At 73.0% G+C, this 22,078-nt stretch carries 23 protein-coding genes; 12 read left to right on the forward strand and 11 right to left on the reverse strand.

Annotation, left to right across the window (positions count from 1 at the left end):
* Positions 1 to 67 precede the first annotated feature (67 nt).
* On the forward strand, positions 68 to 508 hold the full coding sequence (locus tag ACZ6AA_RS30230) for a cupin domain-containing protein (protein ID WP_471461169.1): 441 nt from the start codon (positions 68 to 70) through the stop codon (positions 506 to 508).
* A gap of 30 nt (positions 509 to 538) precedes the next feature.
* Here ACZ6AA_RS30230 and ACZ6AA_RS30235 read toward each other — a convergent pair whose 3' ends face one another.
* Positions 539 to 1,012: an ATP-binding protein gene (locus ACZ6AA_RS30235; RefSeq protein ID WP_471461171.1), complete on the reverse strand. Its 474-nt coding sequence runs from the start codon at positions 1,010 to 1,012 to the stop codon at positions 539 to 541.
* Positions 1,013 to 1,181: 169 nt separating this feature from the next.
* A complete protein-coding gene (locus tag ACZ6AA_RS30240) occupies positions 1,182 to 2,111 on the reverse strand; it encodes a LysR family transcriptional regulator (RefSeq protein ID WP_471461174.1) in 930 nt (309 codons plus the stop codon).
* Between the two features lie 70 nt (positions 2,112 to 2,181).
* Here ACZ6AA_RS30240 and ACZ6AA_RS30245 point away from each other — a divergent pair, with 70 nt between their 5' ends.
* Positions 2,182 to 2,781 (forward strand): short chain dehydrogenase, encoded by a 600-nt coding sequence (locus tag ACZ6AA_RS30245; RefSeq protein ID WP_468456945.1) that lies wholly within the window; start codon positions 2,182 to 2,184, stop codon positions 2,779 to 2,781.
* A 6-nt stretch (positions 2,782 to 2,787) separates the two neighbouring features.
* On the opposite strand, the gene ACZ6AA_RS30250 is transcribed toward ACZ6AA_RS30245, so the two are convergent.
* Positions 2,788 to 3,618 carry an aminoglycoside phosphotransferase gene (locus ACZ6AA_RS30250; RefSeq protein WP_471461179.1) on the reverse strand — a complete coding sequence of 277 codons (831 nt, stop codon included), beginning with the start codon at positions 3,616 to 3,618 and terminating at the stop codon, positions 2,788 to 2,790.
* A gap of 253 nt (positions 3,619 to 3,871) precedes the next feature.
* Between ACZ6AA_RS30250 and ACZ6AA_RS30255 the strand changes: the two genes are divergently transcribed.
* Entirely contained in the window at positions 3,872 to 5,089 is a 1,218-nt protein-coding gene (locus tag ACZ6AA_RS30255; RefSeq protein ID WP_471461407.1) for a cytochrome P450 family protein, read from the forward strand.
* A gap of 49 nt (positions 5,090 to 5,138) precedes the next feature.
* Here the strand turns inward: ACZ6AA_RS30255 and ACZ6AA_RS30260 are convergent, their stop codons facing one another.
* The gene (locus ACZ6AA_RS30260; RefSeq protein ID WP_468456948.1) at positions 5,139 to 6,317 is read right to left on the reverse strand and encodes a sensor histidine kinase; all 1,179 of its coding nucleotides are present in this window, start codon (positions 6,315 to 6,317) and stop codon (positions 5,139 to 5,141) included.
* Positions 6,298 to 6,951 carry a response regulator transcription factor gene (locus tag ACZ6AA_RS30265; protein WP_468456950.1) on the reverse strand — a complete coding sequence of 218 codons (654 nt, stop codon included), beginning with the start codon at positions 6,949 to 6,951 and terminating at the stop codon, positions 6,298 to 6,300. The genes ACZ6AA_RS30260 and ACZ6AA_RS30265 overlap by 20 nt, the downstream gene beginning before the upstream one ends.
* 88 nt (positions 6,952 to 7,039) lie before the next feature.
* Between ACZ6AA_RS30265 and ACZ6AA_RS30270 the strand changes: the two genes are divergently transcribed.
* The 8 genes from ACZ6AA_RS30270 (at position 7,040) to ACZ6AA_RS30305 (ending at position 15,073) form a co-directional block, all read left to right on the forward strand.
* Positions 7,040 to 7,627 carry a hypothetical protein gene (locus ACZ6AA_RS30270; RefSeq protein WP_468481422.1) on the forward strand — a complete coding sequence of 196 codons (588 nt, stop codon included), beginning with the start codon at positions 7,040 to 7,042 and terminating at the stop codon, positions 7,625 to 7,627.
* Positions 7,624 to 8,910 carry a peptidoglycan-binding protein gene (locus tag ACZ6AA_RS30275; protein ID WP_471461186.1) on the forward strand — a complete coding sequence of 429 codons (1,287 nt, stop codon included), beginning with the start codon at positions 7,624 to 7,626 and terminating at the stop codon, positions 8,908 to 8,910. The genes ACZ6AA_RS30270 and ACZ6AA_RS30275 overlap by 4 nt, the downstream gene beginning before the upstream one ends.
* A gap of 41 nt (positions 8,911 to 8,951) precedes the next feature.
* Complete coding sequence (locus tag ACZ6AA_RS30280; RefSeq protein WP_468457001.1) at positions 8,952 to 9,701, forward strand: ABC transporter ATP-binding protein; 750 nt, start codon at positions 8,952 to 8,954, stop codon at positions 9,699 to 9,701.
* Positions 9,698 to 10,921, forward strand: coding sequence for an ABC transporter permease (locus ACZ6AA_RS30285; RefSeq protein ID WP_471461189.1), 1,224 nt, complete (start codon positions 9,698 to 9,700; stop codon positions 10,919 to 10,921). The genes ACZ6AA_RS30280 and ACZ6AA_RS30285 overlap by 4 nt, the downstream gene beginning before the upstream one ends.
* Before the next feature lie 288 nt (positions 10,922 to 11,209).
* Complete coding sequence (locus ACZ6AA_RS30290) at positions 11,210 to 12,877, forward strand: glycerophosphodiester phosphodiesterase family protein (protein WP_471461193.1); 1,668 nt, start codon at positions 11,210 to 11,212, stop codon at positions 12,875 to 12,877.
* Positions 12,878 to 12,996: 119 nt separating this feature from the next.
* Positions 12,997 to 13,485, forward strand: a complete 489-nt coding sequence (locus ACZ6AA_RS30295; protein ID WP_471461197.1) for a cytidine deaminase family protein — start codon at positions 12,997 to 12,999, stop codon at positions 13,483 to 13,485.
* A gap of 105 nt (positions 13,486 to 13,590) precedes the next feature.
* A complete protein-coding gene (locus ACZ6AA_RS30300; RefSeq protein WP_468456962.1) occupies positions 13,591 to 14,658 on the forward strand; it encodes a hypothetical protein in 1,068 nt (355 codons plus the stop codon).
* A gap of 133 nt (positions 14,659 to 14,791) precedes the next feature.
* Positions 14,792 to 15,073: a peptidylprolyl isomerase gene (locus ACZ6AA_RS30305; protein ID WP_468456964.1), complete on the forward strand. Its 282-nt coding sequence runs from the start codon at positions 14,792 to 14,794 to the stop codon at positions 15,071 to 15,073.
* A 46-nt stretch (positions 15,074 to 15,119) separates the two neighbouring features.
* On the opposite strand, the gene ACZ6AA_RS30310 is transcribed toward ACZ6AA_RS30305, so the two are convergent.
* Positions 15,120 to 16,913, reverse strand: coding sequence for a carbamoyltransferase family protein (locus ACZ6AA_RS30310; RefSeq protein ID WP_471461204.1), 1,794 nt, complete (start codon positions 16,911 to 16,913; stop codon positions 15,120 to 15,122).
* Positions 16,914 to 17,137: 224 nt separating this feature from the next.
* Positions 17,138 to 18,088: a DUF5937 family protein gene (locus ACZ6AA_RS30315; protein ID WP_471461410.1), complete on the reverse strand. Its 951-nt coding sequence runs from the start codon at positions 18,086 to 18,088 to the stop codon at positions 17,138 to 17,140.
* A 164-nt stretch (positions 18,089 to 18,252) separates the two neighbouring features.
* Here ACZ6AA_RS30315 and ACZ6AA_RS30320 point away from each other — a divergent pair, with 164 nt between their 5' ends.
* Complete coding sequence (locus ACZ6AA_RS30320; protein ID WP_471461209.1) at positions 18,253 to 19,203, forward strand: aldo/keto reductase; 951 nt, start codon at positions 18,253 to 18,255, stop codon at positions 19,201 to 19,203.
* Positions 19,204 to 19,225: 22 nt separating this feature from the next.
* On the opposite strand, the gene ACZ6AA_RS30325 is transcribed toward ACZ6AA_RS30320, so the two are convergent.
* From ACZ6AA_RS30325 to ACZ6AA_RS30340, 4 genes are all read right to left on the reverse strand, one after another.
* Positions 19,226 to 19,579, reverse strand: coding sequence for a hypothetical protein (locus tag ACZ6AA_RS30325; RefSeq protein ID WP_468461319.1), 354 nt, complete (start codon positions 19,577 to 19,579; stop codon positions 19,226 to 19,228).
* Positions 19,580 to 19,620: 41 nt separating this feature from the next.
* Positions 19,621 to 20,781, reverse strand: coding sequence for a serine hydrolase domain-containing protein (locus ACZ6AA_RS30330; RefSeq protein WP_471461214.1), 1,161 nt, complete (start codon positions 20,779 to 20,781; stop codon positions 19,621 to 19,623).
* 192 nt (positions 20,782 to 20,973) lie between these two features.
* Positions 20,974 to 21,432 carry a GNAT family N-acetyltransferase gene (locus tag ACZ6AA_RS30335; protein ID WP_468461315.1) on the reverse strand — a complete coding sequence of 153 codons (459 nt, stop codon included), beginning with the start codon at positions 21,430 to 21,432 and terminating at the stop codon, positions 20,974 to 20,976.
* Entirely contained in the window at positions 21,429 to 21,947 is a 519-nt protein-coding gene (locus ACZ6AA_RS30340; protein WP_471461217.1) for a hypothetical protein, read from the reverse strand. The genes ACZ6AA_RS30335 and ACZ6AA_RS30340 overlap by 4 nt, the downstream gene beginning before the upstream one ends.
* Between the last annotated feature and the right edge of the window lie 131 nt (positions 21,948 to 22,078).

Genomic DNA, 22,078 nt, shown 5'->3' on the forward strand with positions numbered 1-22,078 from the left:
TGCGGCGGCCAGAAGAGACGCTGCCGCCCCGCAACCACCCCGACGTCCCTCGGAAAGGACCCGTCCCGTGGGCACCGAGTCATACCCCGCCCCTTCTCGCCCGCCCCTGACCAGCACGGTCGTGGCCAAGAACTTCGACCGCTGGAGCCCGCCGCTGATCAAGGAGTTCGACGACAACGTCCACAACGGCTGCGTCGGCCAGACCCTGCTCAAAGAGACCGAGACGCTGCGCGTCTGGGAGACCACGCTCGAACCGGGCGAGCGGATCCCGGTCCACCGGCACGTCCTCGACTACACGTGGATCGCCCTCACGGACGGCAGGGCGCGCCAGCACGCGAGCGACGGAGCGTCGCGCGAGATCACATACGTACGCGGACAGACCCTCCACTTCCCCCTCGATGCGGGTCGCTACCACCTGCACGACCTGAAGAACATCGGTGAGGACGTCCTGTCGTTCCTGGTCGTGGAGACGAAGGGCGGGGTGAACGAGCCCATCGAGCTTCCCTAGCCGGACCGGGGCGCGGTCGGCGGCCGGGTGTCACAGCCGACGGCCGGCCGCGTCCCCGCCGGGATCGTCGGCGAGCGCGATCGCCGTGGTGATCCGCTTGCCGACGGGCTCCCGCTGCACGTGCAGGCTCTGGCACACCGCCATCACGATCTCCAGGCCGTGCTGGCCGATCCGGCCCGGGTCGGCTGGCAGGACCGCTGGCAGCGCCGGTTCGCTGTCCCACACCGTGACGTTGACGGCCCCGCCGTGCGCCTCCAGCGTCAGCAGACACGGCCCCGGCGCGTACTTGCGGGCGTTGGTGACCAGCTCGCTGACCACCAGCTGCACGGTGCTCAGCACACGCAGGGAGACGGGCAGCCCGTGCACGGCTTGAATGTCGGTGAGGAACGCCCGGGCCAGGTCCCGGGCGGCGCCGATCTCCTCGCTGCCCTCGAAGGCACGGGACACCGACAGACCGCCGCTGACCAGCGACGATGTGTCGCACTCCACCGCAACCCGATCCATCTGGTCCGTCCCGCCCGCCATGATGCCGTGTCTCACAGGAACGCCTCTACCCCGAAAACGTGAGGGAACGCGGCTGGATTTCGCTGGTCTTCTCCGCGCGGGGGAGCAGGGGCGCGTGCCGCCGTCCCGGCCTCTCCCTGACGCGGGCGCCACGGCCGGACCGCGCCGATCAGGGCCGCCCCGCGCGCGTGGCCTCGGCGAGCAGCAGTCTGATGTGGTCCAGGAACTCCGCGGTCGCGGGGTGCCGGGGTACGCGCGGGTGGACGAGGTGGACGGTCACCGAGGGCGCGTCCGTGAGCGGGACGTAGCGGACGCCGGGGTGCGGGTGGCTGTGGCCCGCGCTCTCCGCGGTGACGCCGACGGCCTCCCCGGTGGCGATGGTGGTGAGCCACTCGTCCACGCCCGGCACCTCGAAGGTGTGCGGGCGCCGCCCGGTCGGCCACAGGCCCGCGGCCGTGGTGGCGGCCGTGGAGCAGATCACCACCGGCTCGTACGACAGGTCCTCCAGGCGGACGGCTTCCTGGTCCGCGAGTGCGTGGTCCGCGGCCAGGGCGGCCACGCGGCGCTCGCGCAGCAGCGGCACGCACACCAGGTCGACGTCCGGCACGGGCTCCGTGCGGACGAGCGCCAGGTCGACCTCGCCGCGCCGCAGCGCCGCCTCCGGGTCGTCGCGGCGCAACACCTGGGCCGCGGTCCCGGGCCGGTTCTCGCGCCAGGCGCGCAGCAGCGGCACCGTGTACCGGCCGAGCGCGGACCAGGCGAAGCCGATGCGCAGGGGGCGCCCGTCGGCGGCGGTCTCGGCCAGCGCGTCGTCGACCAGGCGCAGGATGCGGTGGGCGTGCTCGGCCAGGCGCCGACCGGCGTCCGTGAGCGCCACGTACCGGGTCGTGCGGTCGACGAGACGGGTGCTCAGTCGGCTCTCCAACTGGCGGAGGGTGCGCGAAAGCGCGGGCTGACTGACGCCGAGGGCGATCGCGGCGTCGGTGATCGTGCCTTCGGCCTCGATCGCCACGAGGGCGCGCAGATGCCGCAGTTCGACGTCGGCGGCGTCGCCGCGTCCGGCCCCCACGGCTCCCGCGGCCCCGCTCCCAGCATTCATAACCAGGAAGCATAAGCACTGTGTGTCGGACATTTCCCGGCGGACTCCGGGCCGCTCTAGGGTCCTCCCCATGAAGATCCTCCTGATCGGTGCCGCCGGAAAGCTCGGCGCCGCCGTCCACCAGACGCTCTCCGCCCGCGGCCACCAACTCGTCACCGTCGGCCGCACCAGCGGCGACCTGCGCCACGACATCACCGACCCGGCGGAGATCACCGCCCTGTACGCGGCGGCCGGCCCCGTGGACGCGGTCGTCAGCGCCGCCGGTGACACCCCCTTCAAGCCCGTCGCGGAGATCGCGCCCGAGGACTACGAAGCGGCGTTCCGCGGCAAGGTCCTCAGCCAGATCGAGCTCGTCCGCCAAGGCGTCGGGCACATCGCCGCACGCGGGTCCTTCACGCTGATCTCCGGCGTCCTCGGCGACGAGCCGATCCCCACCGGGAGCGCCGCGTCCATGGCGAATGGCGCGGTCGAGGCCTTCGTCCGGGCGGCCGCCATCGAGATCGCCCCGCAGCGCGTCAACGCGGTGAGCCCGACCGTCTTCACCGAGAGCCTCGACGACTACGGCTCCTTCTTCCCCGGCATGCCGTCCGTCGACCTCGCCCGCGTCACCGAGGCGTACGTCCGCTCCGTCGAGGGCGCGCAGACGGGACAGGTCTACGCCGTGCGCTGACCCGCGTCAGCCGAAGGCGGCGAGGAGCTCCACGGCACGCCGATAACGCCGGGACTCGGCGGCCGTGGCGCTCCCGCCGCCCAGGGCGCGCACCTGCTCCCCGGCCGTGACGAGGCGGAAGGCCACCGCGCGGGCGACACAGCCGACGAAGCCGGGACCGAACGCGGGCGCCGCCGCACACAGCAGCTCGGTCCCTGCGCCGTGCCAGATCAGGGCATCGCCCACCACGACCGCCTCACCGAACCCCGGCGGCCGCCAGTACGGCGAGAAGTCGATGACCGCCGGGGCGAGACCCGGTGCGAACAGGACGTTGCCCGTCAGATCACCGTGGACGAGCTGGGCCCGGCCCCGCGGCTCCCGGCCGTACAGCGCGACCAACTCCTCGTAGGGCCCGCGCAGCGAGGGCGGCAGGTCGGCCTCGCACTCCTGCCACGCGACCCGGTCACCCAGCGCCCACCAGTCCCGTCGCCGGTCCAGGAAGGCGGGGCGCGGTACGTCGGCCAGCGCCCGGTGGAAGGCACGGCCCGCGGCCATGATGTCCAGCCAGCGGGGCGCGGCGGCGTGATCGGGCGCGGCGCCGGGGACGAAGCGGGACGCGCTCCACCCGTCGTACGTCCAGGCGCCGGTGCGGGCGCGCAGGGGCCGTGCGACGCGGAAGCCGTCCTCGGGGAGGACGTCCAGCAGGTCGGCCAGCCACTCCGCGAACTCGACGTCGGGGCCGGTGGGCTTGAGCACCGCGTCGTCGACCCGGACACTGCGGCCTTCCCCGCCCACCAGGCGAACGGGGCCTCCGGCCAGGCCGAAGGCATCGAGCACATCTCGTCCAGGGACAGTCATCAGCACTCTTCGGTCGGGAGCGGGCGGTCGGGAGGGGGACCGGTCGGCGGTCGGTCGGCACGAGGCGGGCGGCAGGCGGGGCGGCAGGAGACGGTCCGTGGACCGGGCCAGCCGTCCGACGCCACGTTAGCGATCACGTGCACGCCCATGGCCCCAGGGGCACGACAGGGGGAAGCTCACCGTGCGGACAAGGCGCGTCACCCCCGGCCCTGGGAGGGATCACTTGAACACGTCACGGCGTACGCCGTACCGGATGGACCCGGCCGGAGGCTGCCCGCACGCGGACAACGCCCGGCTGCTCGCGGAAGGCGCCGTGGCCGACGTCGTGCTCCCCGGCGACGTGCCGGGCGCGGCGGTCCTGGGACACGAGGCGCTGAAGGAACTCCTCGCCCATCCCGAAGTCGCCAAGGGCGCCGCGCACTTCACCGCGCTGCGGGAGGGCGCGATACCCGACGGCTGGCCGCTGCGGACCTTCGCCACCGTCCCCGGCATGACCACCGCCGACGGGGACGACCACCGGCGGCTGCGCACCCTGGTGAGCAAGGCGTTCTCCGCGCGCCGGGTGGAGGCGCTGCGACCGCGGATCGAGACACTGACCGCCGAACTCCTGGACGGACTGGCCGAGGCGGCCGCCGACGGCGGCGGGATCGCCGACCTGCGCGCCTCCTTCGCCCTGCCGCTGCCGATGGGCGTGATCTGCGAACTGCTCGGCGTGGACACCGAACACCGGGACCTCCTGCACCACCTGTCGAACCAGGTCGTGAGCACGGCCGTCGGCCCCGAGGAGGCGATCGCCGCCAACCGCGAGATGACGGCAGCGCTCGCAGCCGTCGTCGCCCGCCGCACCGAGCACCCCGGCGACGACCTGACCAGTGCGCTCATCGCGGCCCGCGACGAGGACGGCGACCGGCTCAGCCCCCAGGAGCTGATCGGCACCCTCCTCCTGATGATCGTCGCCGGTCATGAGACGACTCTGAACCTGATCACCAACGCCGTCCGCGCGCTGTGCGCCCACCGTGACCAACTCAGGCTCGTGCGCGCGGGCAAGGCCGACTGGCCGGACGTCGTCGAGGAGACCCTGCGCTGGGACAGCCCGGTCAGCTACTTCCCGTTCCGCTACCCGACCCGCGACCTCACCCTGCACGGAACCCACATCCCCCAGGGCACACCCGTCCTCGCGGGCTACTCCGCCGCCGGACGCGACACGGCGGCGTACGGCCCGGACGCCCACCTCTTCGACGTCACCAGGCCCGCCCGGACCACCGGAGCCCCACGCCACCTCTCACTCGGGCACGGCGCGCACTACTGCCTCGGCGCGCCCCTCGCCAGGATGGAGGCGACGATCGCCCTGGAGCGCCTGTTCACCCGCTTCCCCGAACTCGACCTGGCCGTCCCCGAGGCCGGACTCGCCCGGCACGAGGGCTTCGTGGGCAACAGCGTGCGGGAGCTGTCGGTGCGTCTGACCGCCTGAGTGAGGACGGGGACGGGGCGTGACGGAAGCGGGGCATGGACGGCCGCCGTCACGCGCCGCCCGCCCCCTCCAGGGCCCGCGCCGCCGGGTCGAACGTCACCGTGATGTCGAGGCCGCCCTCGGACCCGGGCCGGGCGGTCACCGGCGCGCTGTGGGCCTCGGCGACGGCGGCGACGATCGACATGCCGAGGCCGTGGCCGTCCGGAGTCCCGGCGCGCGTCTCGAAGCGCTGGAAGGGCTGGAAGAGCGCCTCGACGCGCTCGTGCGGGATGACCGGCCCGCTGTTGGTCACCCGCAGCACCGGCCGGCCGTCCCGGACCCCGGTGCGCACCCGCGCCCAGCCGCCGGGGACGTTGTGGCGCACCGCGTTGCTGACGAGGTTCGTCACCAGGCTCTCGAGGAGCCGCGGGTCGCCGACGGTGGCCGCCGGGGCGAGCGACAGGTCGATCCGCACCTCCGCGGCCTGCTCCGCGAGGACCGTCTCCGCGATCGCCGCCAGGTCCGTGTGTTCGCGGCGCTGGAGGCCGCGCTGGCTGCGGGCCAGCGTGAGGAGCGCCGCGATCAGATGCTCCTGCCGCTCGCCCGTGGCCAGCAGGCGTTCGCACACGGTCCGCAGCGACTCCGCGTTCGCCGCCGGATTGGCGAGCGCCACCTCGATCATCGCCCGTTGCAGGGTGAGCGGGGTGCGCAGCTCGTGCGACGCGTTGGCGACGAAGCGCCGCTGCGTGGTGAAGGCCGTGTCGAGGCGCCCGAGCAGACCGTCGAAGGTGTCACCGAGGTCCTTGAGCTCGTCGTCCGGCCCGCTGACGGCGAGGCGCTCGTGCAGATTGCGCTCGGAGATCCGGCGCGCCTTGTCGGCCATCGTACGGACCGGGCGCAGCGCGCGGCCCGCCATCAGCCAGCCCAGGGCCACCGACACGGCCGACATCAGGGCGAGCGCGATCCCGGACTGCGTGAGCAACTGCTTGAGCATCGCCTCACGCTGTTCGCCGCCCACGTCGGGGAGCTGCTCCGTGTCGTGGGGCAGCCAAGGGGCCGGACCCGGTGTGGTCTTGCGGATGATCTGGGGATCGCGGGTGGCGACGAGGACGTACGTGATGATGAGCAGCGCGGCCCCCGACACCAGGAACAGGGCGCCGTACAGGATCGTCAGGCGCAGCCGTACGGTCCAGCGGAAGCGCCGCGGGGCGGGGGAGGTGCCCGCCGGGTCAGATGCGGTAACCGGCATGGGGGACCGTCTCGATCACCGGCGGGTAGCCCAGCTTGCGGCGCAGTCGGCTGATCGTGACCTTCACGGTGTTGGTGAACGGATCGGTGGCCTGGTCCCAGGCGCGCTCCAGCAACTGCTCCGCGGACACGACCCCGCCCTGCGCGCTCAACAGGAGCTCCAGGACGGCCAGTTCCTTCGGGGACAGGTCCAGGCGCCGTCCGTCGCGGCGGGCGACGCGCTGCGCGGAGTCCAGGGTGAGGTCGCCGCGGCTGAGCACCGGGGGTACGGCCGGGTGCGCGCGGCGGGCCAGGGCCCGGACCCGGGCGATGAGTTCGGCGAAGGCGAACGGCTTCGGCAGGTAGTCGTCCGCGCCGAGGGACAAGCCGTCGACCCGGTCCTCGATGGTGGTGGCGGCCGTGAGCATCAGCACCCGGCAGCGGCCGCCGCTCTCGACCAGGGTCCGGCACACCTCGTCGCCGTGCAGCCGTGGCAGATCGCGGTCCAGGACGACGACGTCGTAGTCGTACACGGCGGCGAGGTCCAGGGCCTCTTGGCCGTCGAACGCGAGGTCGACGGCCATGCCGTCCTGGCGCAGGCCGGTGGCCACGGTGACGGCCAGCTCCTGATGGTCCTCGACGATGAGCACGCGCATAGCCGTCAGGATGCCGGAGGCGGGGTTACACCGGCATAACAACCAGCGTTCCTGCGGTGTAACCCCCCGCTACGTAGACCTGGACGGCATGACAAGGACGACCAAGCGCACCAGCGCACCCATACGCACCGCCGTCCCGCTGCTCGTGCCGCTCGCGTTGACCGGGGCACTCCTGACGGCCTGCTCGGACGAACCGTCGAGGGCGACGACGGAGAAGGACGCGGGGAAGAAGTCGGGCGGGCAGGCATCGCCGACGAGCCCGCAGGAGCGCGGCCTCGCGTACGCCAAGTGCATGCGGGAGAACGGCGTGGCGAAGTTCCCCGACCCGGAGGGCGGCGGCATCAGGCTCGGGCCGGACTCGGGTGTCGACATGGGTTCGCCGGAGTTCAAGAAGGCCGAGGAGGCCTGCAAGGACCTCTCCCCCCAAGGGGACGGGGGCCCGAACGGCGGCAAGCCGCTCGACTCCGCGAAGGTCGCCGCGTGGGCGAAGTGCATGCGCGAGAACGGCGTGCCCAAGTTCCCCGACCCTGAGATCGACGGTGGCTCGATGGTCATCGACATGTCGGCGGTCGGCATGGCGGGCGACGACCCCAAGTTCGAGAAGGCCATGGAGGCCTGCCGGGACAAGCGGCCGAGCGGCGGCGTCATGATGCGGGGCGGCGGTGGCGGCCGGTGAACGGGCCGGAGACCGAGGACAGGGCGCGGGCCGAGGACAGCGCTGATGACGCTGTGCTCGACGGCGGCGCCGACGATGCGGATGTCGGCGCAGCTGTCGCTGCCGACACCGACGGGCCTGCCGTGGGGCCCTCCCGTCGCCGACGGCGCCCGGTGCGGACCTCGTTGGTCCTGCTGGCCGCGACAGCCGTCGCCGGAGCGGGCGGACTCGCCGCGACCGGCACCCTCGGCGGCGACGGTACGGGCACGTCCGGCGCCGCTCCGGCGGGCCCGGCCCGGACCGCCACCGTCGAGAAGAGGACGCTGACCCGGGGCGAGACCGTCGACGGCACGCTCGGGTACGGCGAGGCGACCCCGGTGCGGGCCGGTGCGGGCGGCGGGAGCGAGCCTGAGGCCGGGGCCGACGCTCAGGGCGGTGGGAACCCCACCGGCTCCGGGGGAACCCTGACCTGGCTCCCCGACGAGGGGAAGGTCCTCGAACGCGGGGATGCGGTGTACGGCGTGGACGCGCGGAAGGTCCCCCTGCTGTACGGCTCCACACCGCTCTACCGGACGCTCGACGTGGGCGCCGAAGGCAACGACGTACGACTCCTGGAGAAGAACCTGGCGGCGCTCGGCCACACCGGCTTCACCGTCGACGACACGTACACCTCGGGCACCGCGCGGGCGGTCGAGGACTGGCAGCGGGACCTGGGACGGGAGGAGACCGGCAAGGTCGCGCCCGCAGAAGCGGTCGTGGCGACCGGCGCCAGGCGGGTCGCCCAGGTCGAGTCGGCCCGCGGCGACTCCGCCTCCGGCGACGTGCTCACCTGGACCGGTACGCGGCGGACCGTCACCGTCGACCTGGAGGCGCAGTACGAGGACCTGGTCGAGGAGGGCACCAGGGCGACCGTCGCCCTGCCCGACGGCACCGAAGCGGAAGCCCGGGTGACCGACGTCGGCAACGCCGCCACCGCCAAGCCCTCCGAGGGCGGCGACGACGCCGAGGGCGGCGCGGACGAGGCCACCCTGCCGGTCGAACTCACCGTCAAGGACCAGAAGAAGCTCGGCCGCTACCAGGCCGCCCCGGTCGATGTCACGCTGGCCGCGGAGCGCCGCGAGGACGCCCTCGCCGTCCCCGTCGACGCGCTCGTCGCCCGCAAGGGCGGCGGCTACGCGGTCCAGGCCGTCACCGGCTCGGACGTGGAGTACCGGCCGGTGGAGCTCGGCCTGTTCGCGGGCGGCATGGTCGAGGTGTCCGGCGACGGCATCACCGAGGGCCTGAAGGTGGCGGTGCCGAAGTGAGGCCGCAAGCGGAGGGGGCGTGGCCCGTCGTGGGGTCGTCCCTGGGGGAGTCGGGGCGCGAAGCGCCGCCGCCCGTCGTCGAGTTGGAGGGGGTGTCGAAGACGTACGGGGACGTGGTCGCGCTCGCCCGGGCCGGGATCGTCGTGCGGCGCGGCGAGATGCTGGCGATCGTGGGCCCTTCGGGCTCCGGCAAGTCCACGATGCTCAACATCATGGGGACGCTGGACCGTCCCTCGGCGGGCACGGTCCGCGTCGACGGCCACACCGTCGACGCTCTGTCGGACCGTCAGCTGTCCGCGCTGCGCGCCCGCACCATCGGCTTCGTCTTCCAGGCCTTCCATCTGGCGGCGGGCGTACCGGCCCTGGACGCGGTCGCCGACGGACTGCTCTACAGCGGACTGCCGAGAGGCGAGCGGCGTGGGCTCGCGGAGCGCGCGCTGCGCAGCGTCGGGCTCGGCGAGCGCCTCCACAACGAACCGCACCAGCTGTCCGGCGGCGAGAAACAGCGCGTGGCCATCGCGCGGGCCGTGCTCGGCGACCCGCCGCTGCTGCTCGCCGACGAGCCGACGGGCGCGCTCGACTCCCGGTCCGGCGAGGTGGTCATGGAGCTGCTCCACGAACTGCACCGGGCGGGCACGACGGTCGTCGTCATCACACACGACCGGGACATCGCGGCATCGCTGCCCCGGGAGGTACGCATCAAGGACGGCCGCATCGAGCACGACTCCGCCGCGGGGAAGGCCACCGAGGAGGCCGTCGGGGAAGCCGTCGCGGAACGGGTGGGCGCATGAGCACGGCCACGCCGCCGCGACCGCGACCACGGCCTGCTCCGGCCCGGCTGAGCCCGGCTGACGTCGTCCGGACCGGCGGCTCCGGCCTGCGCTCGCGCCCGATGCGCGTCTTCCTCTCGGCCCTCGGGATCGCGATCGGCATCGCCGCGATGGTCGGCGTCGTCGGCATCTCCACCTCCAGCCAGGAGGAGCTGGACCGCAAACTGGCGGCGCTCGGCACCAACCTCCTGACGGCGGCGCCCGGCCAGTCCTTCAGCGGCGGCGCGGCCCGCCTGCCGGACGAAGCCGTCGAGATGGTCGGCGCGATCGACGGCGTGAAGTCGGTCTCGGCGATCGGCAAGACCGATGCCAAGGTGTACCGCAACGACCACGTGCCGAAGGAGATGACCGGGGGCATCGGCGTCTACGCGGCCCGCACCGACCTGCCGGGCACGGTCGGCGTCGACGTCGCCGACGGCCGCTGGCTGACCGCGGCCACACACCGCTACCCGGCCGTCGTCCTCGGAGCGAAGGCCGCCGCGCAGCTCGGCGTGTACGGGTCGGGGCCGGACGCCCAAGTGTGGCTCGGCGACCGGTGGTTCACGGTCGTCGGCCTGCTCGCGCCGAACGAACTCGCCCCCGAGCTCGACTCGGCCGCACTCGTCGGCTGGCCCGCGGCCGAGCGGGAACTCGACTTCGACGGCTTCGCGACGACGGTGTACGCGCGCGCCGAGGGCGCCGCGGTGAGCGACGTGCAGCAGGTCCTGGGCGCGACGGCCAACCCGGAGAACCCCAACGAGGTCGACGTCTCCCGCCCCTCCGACGCGCTCGCGGCGAAGCAGGCCACGGACGACACCCTGTCCGGGCTCCTCCTCGGCCTGGGGGCGGTGGCGCTCCTCGTGGGCGGGGTCGGAGTGGCCAACACGATGGTCATCTCCGTCCTGGAGCGCCGGGCCGAGATCGGCCTGCGCCGCTCCCTGGGCGCGACCCGAGGGCAGATCCGCACCCAGTTCCTGTGCGAGTCCCAGCTGTTGTCGGCCCTCGGCGGCCTGGGCGGCGTGGCCCTCGGCATCGCGGTGACGGCGGGCTACGCCGGATACCAGGGGTGGCCGACGGTGGTTCCCCTGTGGGCCATGGTCGGTGGGGTGGGCGCGACGCTCCTGATCGGGGGGCTTGCCGGTTTCTACCCGGCGGTCCGTGCGGCCCGACTGCCGCCGACGGAGGCGCTGGCGGCTGCGTGACGTGTCGTGCGGTGTGGCGTACGGCGCAGTGGGGTGCGGCGTACGGCGTAGTGGGTGCCGATGGGCCCTCCCCCCCTTGCCGGGGGTGGGGGCCTGACGCTGGATCCGGCGTGCGGCGCCCCGCTCGGCGTCGGCGCGAGGTCGGGTGCCGAGCGGGAGCCGTTGCCCCTCCGGGCTTGGGTGCCCCCGAGCGGGCACGGATCCGCTGCGCTGGCGAGTGGCTGACCCCGGCGACAGGCCGGGGCGCGGTCGTGGACGGACGGCGCACGCGGCCCGATGCTCTCACCCATGCCCTCGCTCATGATCGTGCGCCGCGTCGACAGGTCCCACCCGGGCAGCACCTCTCCGGCCCCGAACAGCGCTCCTCCCGCCCCGAGCAGTACCGCCCCCACCAGGCGCCGCAGCCTCGCCGTCCTCGCCGCGGTCACCGCGTGCGCGACGGCACTGGGCGCCGCCCCGGGCGCGACGGCGGTGGAGCACCGAACTCTCACGGGCACCGCCGCGGAGGACCCGTACCGCCAAGTCCCCGTGGGCACGGCCACCGAGCCCACGTACCGCCAAGTCCCCACGGGTACCACCACCGAGCCCACGTACCGCCAAGTCCCCACCGGCACCCCCGCCGAGCCCAAGCACCACCGAGCCCCGACCGACACCCCCGCCGACCGCGCCCACCGCGACTTCCTCGACCACGGCCCCGGCATCCCCGTCATGACCGCCGCCCACCGCGGCCAGTGGCGGAAGGCCCCCGAGAACAGCCTCGCCGCACTCCGCGCGGCCTTCGCCGACGGCGCCGAGATCGTCGAGGTGGACATCCGGCTGACCAAGGACGGCGTCCCCGTCCTGATGCACGACGCGACCGTGGACCGCACCACCGACGGCACCGGCCGCGTCGCCGACCTCAGCTACGCCCAACTGCGCGCCCTGCGCCTGCGCGCGGGCCTCGGCGGCCGGCAGGCGGCGCTCACGGGCCACCGGGTCCCCACGCTCGCCGAGGCCATGCGGGCCGCACGGACCAGCGGCCTCGTCAACCTCGACCAGGCATGGAAGGACCGCGAGGCCGTCTGGCGCGTCCTGACGCAGACCGGCACCGTGCGCAACGGCCTCTTCAAGTCCGCCGCACCCGTGCCCGAGGTGCGGGCGTTCCGCACCCGCCATCCCGACGCCCTCTACATGCACCTGGTGGACGACACCAACGCCGCCTCCGTCACGGAGTTCGGGACGGACCGGCCACCCGCGTTCGAGGTCGTCTTCGACGACATCGGCGACGCGGTGGCCGACGCGGCCTTCCTCCGGGGGCTGCGGTCGACCGGCCGCGTGTGGATCAACAGCATGCGGGACGCCCTCGCCGCCCGGTACACCGACGAGGCCTCGCTGATCGCGCCCGCACGCGGCTGGGCCACGCTCATCGGTGTCTACGGGGCGTCGGTCCTCCAGACGGACAACGTCGAGGCGTTGGAGGGCTACCTGACCACGGGGGCGGCGGGCGCGGTGCCGTCCGGCGCGGTACGTGTCCAGGCGGAGGACTACGCCGCGGGCGGCGAAGGGGTGGGCTACCACGACGTCGACGCCGGGAACCGGGGCGACGGACCCGGCCGGTCCGGCGAGGGCGTCGACGTGTGCGACCTCGACGGCGCCGTGGCCGTGTGCTGGATGCGCGGCGCGGAGTGGCTCGCCTACGAGGTGGACGTGCCGCAGTCCGGCCGCTACACCCTCGGGGCCCGCGCGTCGTCCCCGTACGCACCCGCCGGGACCTACCGCGTCGCCGTCGACGGCGGCACCCCCGGCGCGCCCGTGGCCGTCGCCAACACGACGTCCCACCAGGCCTTCGCACTCCAGGACAGCCACCAGGCCCGGCAGTTGACGCAGGGGCGGCACACCCTGCGCCTTTCCCTGGACCCCTCCGCGTACCAGAACTGGAACCTCGACTACCTCCAGCTGGAGCCGGTCGGCAGCTGAGCGACGGACGACAGGGAACAGGACCTGACGACAGGGAACAGCGCCTGACGACGGGGAGCAGCGCCCGGCGACCGGGAATGTCGTTCGTCATCCGACCCGCGTCTTCATAGCCTGCGGCCATGCACATCAACATCCCGACGCGGGACCTCACCGCCGCCGACCAGGAACTCATCGACCTCGCCCGGGCCGTCGTCGACGCGAACACCGACGGCGAGGACGGAATCCACACCATGGGCGCCGCCGTACGGGCCGCCGACGGCACGACGCACGCCGGAATCAACGTCTACCACTTCACCGGCGGGCCCTGCGCCGAGCTGGTCGCGCTCGGCAACGCCCGCGCCTCCGGCGCCCGGGAACTGACCACGATCGTCGCCGTGGGGAACATGGGCCGGGGCGTCGTAGGACCGTGCGGCAGGGACCGGCAGGTGCTCCTTGACCACCACCCTGACATCCGCGTCATCCTGCCCACCGCGGAAGGCGTGCGCAGCGTCCGCATCAAGGACCTCATGCCGTACGCCACCGAGTGGAGCCCCGAGGAGGGGTCGACCGCCTACCGGGCGGACCCGGCGGACCCCGTGGACCCGGCGGACGCGGCCGCGCCGGAGTAGCCCCGCGCCCTGGGACGAACCTGTGAAACGCAGGTCGCGAGGCGTACACACACCGCGTGCGAAAATTCGTTCTTCATGACGTCCGAGAAATGACGGGGGAGACGCGTGAATCAGGTGATCTACGCCGAGCGGTCCCGCAACCCCTTCGCCCAGCTGGTGGAGTTGACCGAGCAGGGGCTGAAGGCCAACTACCGCACGACGCCGCTGAGCGAGCTGCACCTGGCCGCGATGGCGGACGCGTACCGGAGGGGGCGCTGGCTGGGCGGCGGGGGCACGGAACGCGGCCTCGAGGAACTGCCGCAGGGGCCGGGCGTCGTGCCGGTCACCCGTGTCACCGGCACCACCAAGCCGATCAAGGTCCGCAGGGCGGCCGAGTTCGCGCACCGCCTGGGGGAACTGGCGCTGCGGGAGAGCGGCGGCGCCGCGCGGGTGGCGGCGCTGGCCACGCAGGCCGACGTGGAGGGGGTGCCCCTGTGGCTCGCCCGGCGGTCCGCTCCCGGTCCGGCGGGGCCGGTGACCGTGGCCGTCGACCGCCGCCTGATCCGGGTGGACGTCTGGGGGCCCTACGCCCCGGCCGTCCGGATACGGGCGCCGCACGGCCTCGTCACCACCGACAGGTCACCGAGCCGCGGGCTCGTCCTGACCGTGGGCGAGGCCGCCGTCTCCCTCACCCTCACCAAGGTCTGGCGCAAGTCCCGGAGCTTCGTCAGCGCGCAGGGCCCGCACGGCTCCTGGGAACTGCGGCGCGTGGACACCCTCTCCTCGGAGCTCCTGCGCGACGGGCGCCGCGTCGCCCTGATCAGGCGCCCCGAGCGGCGCCGCCGCCCGGTGCCGGACACGGTCCTGCTGCCGCTCACGGAGATACACCACGACACCCCCGACCCGCTCGACGCCGTCATGGCGCACGCCTTCGCCGTCGCCTTCGGCCTCGGCGACACCACCGGCGCCTATCGCTTCCGCGCCGAGAAGCCGCGGAACGCCCGCGGCGACGAGCCGCTGGTCATCGAATGGGACTCCCCGTGGTTCAGCAACCTCGGCTGGGGCGGCGACGACAACGACTCCGGCGGCGGCGACGGCTGGGGCTCGGACGGCGGGGACGGCGGCGACGGAGGCGGCGGCGGTGGGGACGGCGGCGGTGGCGGGGACGGTGGCGGAGGCGGTGGCGGGGACTGACCGCGCCACGGGAGGCGGGCGGAGCCTGCCCGCCTCCCGCCGCCACGTTTCCGGGGCGCCGTGCCCGCCCCGGGCGTGATCAGTAACATGCCGAGTAGCTTGTTTGATGAACCTCCACTCGAAAGGCAACACGATGCCCCGTGCCACCGCTCGTCACATCCTGGTCAAGACCGAGACCGAGGCCCTGCAGCTGAAGCAGCAGATCGAAGGGGGCGCCGACTTCGCCGAGCTCGCCAAGAAGCACTCCTCGTGCCCCTCGTCCCGCGACGGCGGCAACCTCGGCTCGTTCGGACCGGGCCAGATGGTCGCCGAGTTCGACCAGGTCGTCTTCAGCGCCCCGGTCGGCTCGATTCAGGGCCCGGTCAAGACGCAGTTCGGCCAGCACCTCATCGAGGTCACCAGCCGGCAGGACTGAGGTGTGTCCGGACGGGTCGGCGCGCCGCCGACCCACCGGACAGACCCTAGGACCTGTCCGACGGGTGCTTCTTCGTCACCACGAACCGGTCGATGACCAGAAAGTCGATCTCCGTGGCGAGGAAGCACTCCAGCGCGTCCCGTGGTGAGCAGACGATGGGCTCACCGGCCACGTTGAAGGACGTGTTGAGCAGACAGGGCACGTCGGTGCGCTCCGTGAAGGCGCGCAGCAGCCCCGCGAGGACGGGGTTCTGCCGCTCGTCGACCGTCTGGACGCGTGCCGTGCCGTCCGCGTGACAGGCGCCCGGGATGCGCTCCTGGTACTCCTCGCGCACCGGGAAGACGAACGTCATGTACGGAGACGCGGTCTTCTTGCCCATCTCGAAGACGCGGGACGCGTCCGACGCGAGGACGACCGGAGCGAACGGACGGAACGGCTCCCGGTGCTTCACCCGGACGTTGATGATGTCCTTGATGTCGGGGAAGGCCGGGTTGGCGAGGATGCTGCGGCTGCCCAGGGCGCGCGGTCCGAACTCGGTGCGCCCCTGGAACCAGCCCACGACGTTCTTCTCGGCCAGCAGCTCCGCCGTCCTGTCGGTCACCGCGGCGACGTCGGCCTCCTCCTGCCACTCGACCTGGTCCGCGTACGCGGCCAGCGTGTCGAGGACCTGCCGCTCGTCGAACGACGGGCCCAGGTAGGGAGTGGTGACGGCCTTCGCGGGCCGGTTCCTGAGACCCGCCGTGTACACGGCCGCGCCGATCGCGACGCCCGGGTCGCTGGCCCCGAAACTGACCTCCATCCCGGTGAACGACGACCGCTCCAGCATCTTGGAGTTGGCGACGCAGTTGAGCGCGAGACCCCCCTCGAACAGCAGCGTGTCCAGGCTGGAGGCCGCGGTCAGCGCCCGCAGCTGATGGGCGGTGATGGCCTCCACCATGTGCTGGGCGAGGCCGGCGACCTTGACGCGGAAGTCGAACTCCTCGCGCTTCACGCTGTCACCGTCGAAGAGTTCGTCGAACAGCGCGTAGTACGCCTGCCTGTCCCGCGGGACGGAGATCGTGTACGAGCCGTTCTCGTGCAGCCGCACCACGCGTTCGAGCAGGGGGTTGTGGAGCGGCGGCGGGCCGTACGCGGCCAGGCCCATCACCTTGTACTCGTCGTTGTTGGGCACGAACCCCAGATAGCGGGTGATCCTCCCGTAGGCCACGCCGAGGGAGCTGGTCATCTCGACGGAGCTCTCGTCGAAGACCCGCACCACGCCGTCGCGCAGCTCGCCCATCACGGCGGACAGGGTCTCCGCGCGGCCGTCGCTCACCAGGAACGCGGCATCGCCCCCTCCGGCCAGGTAGGCGCCGCACATCAGATGGGCCAGGTGATGGGGGACGAGGGCGAGTTTGTTCGGGTCGAGTTCATGGCCGGTGCGCCGTACGAAGTCGCCGTGCACGGCCTCGCGGCTGAGCATGTCCGTGTACAGCTCGCCCGTGCGGCGCAGGGCGTCGAACTTCGCCGGCACCGACAGGTCGGCGGCGGATATCTGGGCGATCATCTGCTCGCCCACCGTCGGTGAGAAACGCCAGGGGAAGGCGAACATGTCGACCTCGTCGAGGCCGACCCCGGCGGATTCCAGGCACCACCTGATCGCCTGCTCGGGGAAGTCGGCCGTCTTCTTGACCCGGCTCAGCCGCTCCTCCTCGACCGCGGCGACCACCTCGCCGTCGATCACCAGCGCCGCCGCGGCGTCGTGGCCCACCAAGAGGTTGCGGTCGATTCCCGTCGCCCCGTAGAGCCGCCCGAAGAGTTCCGCACCCTTGGTGAATCCGTTGTAACCGAGCACGATCACTGGCCCTCAGCCTCCCCAGCGTGACAACAGCGGCGGGACGGCACGCTACTCGGCCGTAAACGGGAGGGATAGATGTGACGCATGAGCAGCATGGGTTCCACTTTTGCGAAGGTCAGGGCTCCGGTTTTGTGGTGGTGAGGGCTCCGGTTCTACGAAGGCGGGGGCCCCGTTCCGTGCGGGTCGGGGCCCGGGGGAGGCACGGCTCAGGGGGGCCGTCCCCGTGCTCACGCGGGCCGTGCGCGGAGCACCGCCTCGGCGGCGGAGGTCCGGGCGTACAGCACCGACCGCCCGGCCCGGTGCGCGCTGACGAGGCCCGCGTCGCGCAGCGCGGTGAGGTTCTGGGAGACACCCGCCCGGGAGAGGCCGGTGCGGTGGGCGAGTTCGGTGGTGGAGGCCGGGGTCTCCAACTCGGTGAGGAGCAGGGTGCGGGAGCGGCCGAGGACGGCGGCGAGGGCGTCGGTCCCGGTGCCGGGGCGCTGGTGTTCCCACAGGGTGCCGGTGCCGCGGGCCGGATAGGCCAGCTGCGGGGGCTCCGGCGGCGCCAGGCGGGTGAAGGGGACGGGGCCGGTGAAGACCGAGGGGATGAGGAGCAGTCCCGTGCCCGCCGCCCCGCGTGACAGCGGTCGGCGTCGGCGGGCCAGGCACAGCGCGTCCTCGTCCCAACTGACCGACGGGTGCAGGTCGTTGAAGAGGTGGGCCGCGCCGTGCTCGGCGACCTGCCGTGCCCGGTGGAAGACGTCGGCGTCGAGCACGGCCCGTATCCGCGCCCAGTAGGGAGCGAGAGCCAGCTCCCAGTACGTCTCGATCTCCTCCGTGACCCGGGCCAGCCGCGCCCGCGGATCGGCGTACAGGGTCTGCGCCCGGGCCCCGAGTCCTCCTTGGTCGTGCCGCAGTTGGTCGAGGTCCCGCCGGAGCCGGTCCGGGGGAGTGGCCCGCACCCTGTCCAACTCCTCGGCCAGCGTGGGCGCGGGCCCGGTGGGCGCCGGGTTGAGGAAGTCCGGGACGTACCCCGACGGCGGGACCAGCTCGGCGAGCCAGCCCCGGTCGAGCCCGGGACCCGCGAGACGTGGCCGGACCTGCTCGGCCCAGCGCCGATGAACCGGATGGGCGGTCCCCGAGCGCAGCAGCCGAAGGCTCGGCCCGACCTCCCACATCGGCGACACGGCGAACCGCATCTGCGCCAGATCGCTCACCGAGAAAGTCAGCTCCGCCCGCACCGCCACCCCAGGATTCACTCATGCCCGAATCAATGGCCGGGACTCTACAGTGCGGAGATCATCCACGCATGACCACAGAGACGACCACAGAGACGACCCCAGCGACGAGTGCGGAGACGCCTATGGAGTCGACCGAAGACATCGCCATGGACAGGGCCGCAGCGGTGAGTGCGGGAGAGATCAGCGCAGCGGCGGCGGGCACCTGGACACTCGGCGACCTGGAGATCAACCGCATCGGCTTCGGCGCGATGCGCCTGCCGCAGACCGGGGAGGCGTTCGCGCCGGACGCCGTCCCCCGCGACCGGAGCGAGGCGATCGCCGTGCTGCGCCGGGCCGTCGACCTCGGCGTGAACCACATCGACACCGCGGCCTTCTACTTCTCCCGGCTCCGCTCCGCCAACGAGCTGATCAACCAGGCCCTCGCCCCCTACCCGGACGACCTCGTGATCACCACCAAGGTCGGACCGGGCCGCGCCCCGTCGGGTGACTGGCTGCCCCACGCCACCCCCGGCCTCCTGCGCGGCCAGGTCGAGGAGAACCTGCGCCAGCTCGGCCGGGACCACCTCGACGTGGTGAACCTCCGCGTCGTCGGCACCGATTCGATCGCCGAACGCTTCGGCGCGCTCGCCGACCTGCGCGACGCCGGGCTCATCCGGCACCTCGGCGTCTCCAACGTCACGCCCGAGCACCTCGACGAGGCCCGGGCCATCGCGCCGGTGGTGTGCGTGCAGAACCAGTACGGCATCGGCGTACGGCCCGAGCACGACGCGTTCGTGCGCGCCTGCGGCGAACAGGGCATCGCGTTCGTGCCGTTCTACGCGATCGCGGGCACCGGACGCACAGCCGGAGCGCGCGCCACCGAGCACGAGGACGTGCTCGCCGTGGCCCGCGCCCACGGCACGGGCGCGGCCGCGATCCGGCTGGCCTGGACCCTGCACCAGGGGCCGCACGTCCTGGCCATCCCCGGCACCGGCGACCCCCGGCACCTGACCGAGAACATCGCCGTCGGCGCGCTGCGGCTCTCGCCGGACGAACGGGCCGCCCTGGACGCGCTGCACCGGCGCACCACGTGAGCGCACGGACGTCACCGAACGCTCAGCGTGCCAGGCGCTTGATCCTCTCGAACGGGTACCCGGCGACGGCCACGACGACCAGGCCGTAGGCCGCGACGATCAGCATCCCCGTCGTGCCGATCGCCCGGTCGCCGTCGGACAGCAGGACGCTGCCGAGCGGCACCAGCGGGGCGACGCTGAGGATCGCCGCGCCGGTGCACCAGTGCGCGACCAGGTGGTTGGCCCGGGCGCGCAGCTCGGGGTCGCGCTTGACCTCGTCCGGCACGTCGTAGCCGACCTCGCGGTCGCCGACCTCACCCCGGCGCCCGACGCGGGCGGCGAGCAGCGAGACCCCCGTCATCAGGAGGAAGCAGCAGAGGATGAAGACGTACGCCATGAGAGTGTGGGCCCCGGAGGTCTGGTGGGATCACGTGCTGATCAACAGTACTCGGCTTCCATGATCTTGGGGATGGACGCCGACTCCCAGTCCCCGTTGTAGTTGAAGGCGAGCTGGTGGCGGCCGTCCTCGCTGGTGACGGACAGGGAGAGCCAGCCCACCATGCCCCCGCCGTGACCCCAGAGCGTGCCGCCGCAGCTCGTCCTGAACCGCTGGAGGCCGAGCCCGTAGGCCGTGTCCGGGCTGTCAGGGGTGCTGACGGTGGTCTTCATCGCCTTGAGCTGGCGCGGCGGCAGCAGCTTCCCGCGCAGCAGCGCGCCGTAGAACCGGGTCAGGTCCCCGGCGGAGGAGATGATGTCGCCGTCGCCCCAGCCCTGGGAGCCGTTCATCTCGGTGATGTCGTCGATCCGGTCGGGCTGGGACCGGAACAGCTTGGAGTAGCCGCGGCTGCTCGGCCGGGGCAGGTGCACGCTGTTGCCCGGGTTGGAGGTGGCCTTCAGGCCCAGGGGCCTGATGATGCGGTCGCGGACCTCTTCCTCGTACGTCCTCTTGCCGACCTTCTCGACGATCAGCCCGGCGAGGATGTAGTTGGTGTTGGAGTACGAGTGCTTGGCGCCGGGCTCGAACAGCGGCCGGTGGGAGAGGGCGACCTTGACGTGCTTCTCGGGCGGCAGGGTGTCGTAGCGGTGCTTGAGGTAGCCGTCGCCCTCCATGTACGTCTCGCTGTACTCCTTGTCGGTGAGGTAGTCGAACAGGCCGCTGGTGTGGTTGAGGAGCCGGCGCACGGTGATCTTGCGGCCGTCGTTGCCGTTGCCGCGTACCAGGCCGGGCAGATGGCGGTCCACGGTGTCGTCGAGGCTGAGTCTTCCCTCCGCCTCCATCTGGAGGAGGACGGTCGCCATGAACGTCTTGGTGATGCTGCCGACGCGGAACCTGTCGTTCTTGCCGCGCGGCTCGCCCGTCCTGAGGTTGCCGACGCCGGACGCCGCCTTCCACACGCCGCGGCCGTCGCGCGCCTGGGCCGTGACGCCGGGGACACCCGCCCGCACGGCCGCGTCCATCGCCCGCTGCGTCGCCCCATGACCGGACGCCCGGGCGGCGGGGTCCGGCGCCGCCTGGGCGGGGGCCGTGAAGGCGGTGGCCGCCACCGCGGCCGCCGCGAGACCCACCACGCCGATCCTGGAACTCCTGCGTAACGTCATCCCGTACTCCTCACCGTCGTCTCCACTGAACTGTGCGCGTGCGGTCCCGTCGCGGCAGCCGAGGCTCCTGGCCGGTGGTGCGGACGGGCCGCCCGGGTAGCAAGACCGCGCAGGGTGACGAAGTGGTTGAGAAGGACCCGAACTCCATGTTCCCGGAGGGATGGTGGGCCCGTGCGGTGCGGGCTCGGTCCGTCAGGACCGGACCGGCAGGCAATAGCGGAGTTTCTCCTTCGCCCGGGCGCCGAGACGGTCGTAGAAGCGGATCGCGCCCTCGTTCCACGCGGGCGTCTGCCACTGCACCTCGTCGGCGCCGAGGGCGCGCGCCTCGGCCACAACGGCGTCCATCAGCGCCGCGCCGAGGCCCGAGCCGCGGCTGCCGGAGCGCAGGAAGAGGCAGTCCATGTGGAGGTATTCGCGTCCGTCCCACGTCGAGATCTCCGGCGCGCAGGTGGCGTAGCCGACGACCTCGCCGTCGTCCGCCTCCGCCACGAAGCAGCGCAGGCGGGGCGCGGGGGTGTCGAAGAGGAGGACACCGAGCCGCTTCGCGAGGTCGGGCACGGGCGGTGCGGCCTTCTCGTACACGGCGTGCTCCGCGGCAAGTTCCGCCACCCGCGGCAGGTCGGCGGCGCGTGCGTGCCGCACGGACGTCATCGGACCTCTCCCGACAGGACGTCCTTGCTCCACGCCACCACCCGGTCCGCGATCCGCCCGCCGCCGTCCAGGACGTGCCGCGTGAACGCGTCGCGCTCATGGGCGAGAAGAGCCGCCTCCCACACGCAGGGCGCGAGGCCCACCCGTCCCGGCCGCAGCCGGTCGGGCTGCCCGGCCGGGCCGACGAACACGGCGAGGTCGGACATGTAGCCCTCGATCCAGGTGGAGACGAGGACATAGTCGCCGTCGCCGCCCGCGTGCACGATCAGCACCGCGAGGCCGAGGGAGCCGCGGGCGCGCCCCAGTTCCAGGTGGGCCCCGGCGAGCCGGAGCGCGGCCGCCTCGTCCTGCACGGTGACCGTACGGCCCGGCGCCTCCAGGGCGTACACCTTCACGACGTGCCCACCGGCATCGCGGACGGCGCGGGCGCGGGCGGTACGGGCGTGGTGCCCGTCGGCCAGGGCCAGCAGCGCCTCCGTGTCGAGCCCGGGCGGCATCTCTCTGAGATCACTCATCCGGACATGATGCCCTGGGCCGGCCGACAAGGGACGGGGCAAGGGAAGGCGCACAGACGAGGCAGTAGAGATTCTTCCCCGCCACGGCCTTCGTGGTCTTGACGGCGGAGAACAGGGAGTCGGAGAAGGCG

The sequence above is a fragment of the Streptomyces sp. NPDC040610 genome, from assembly GCF_055594065.1.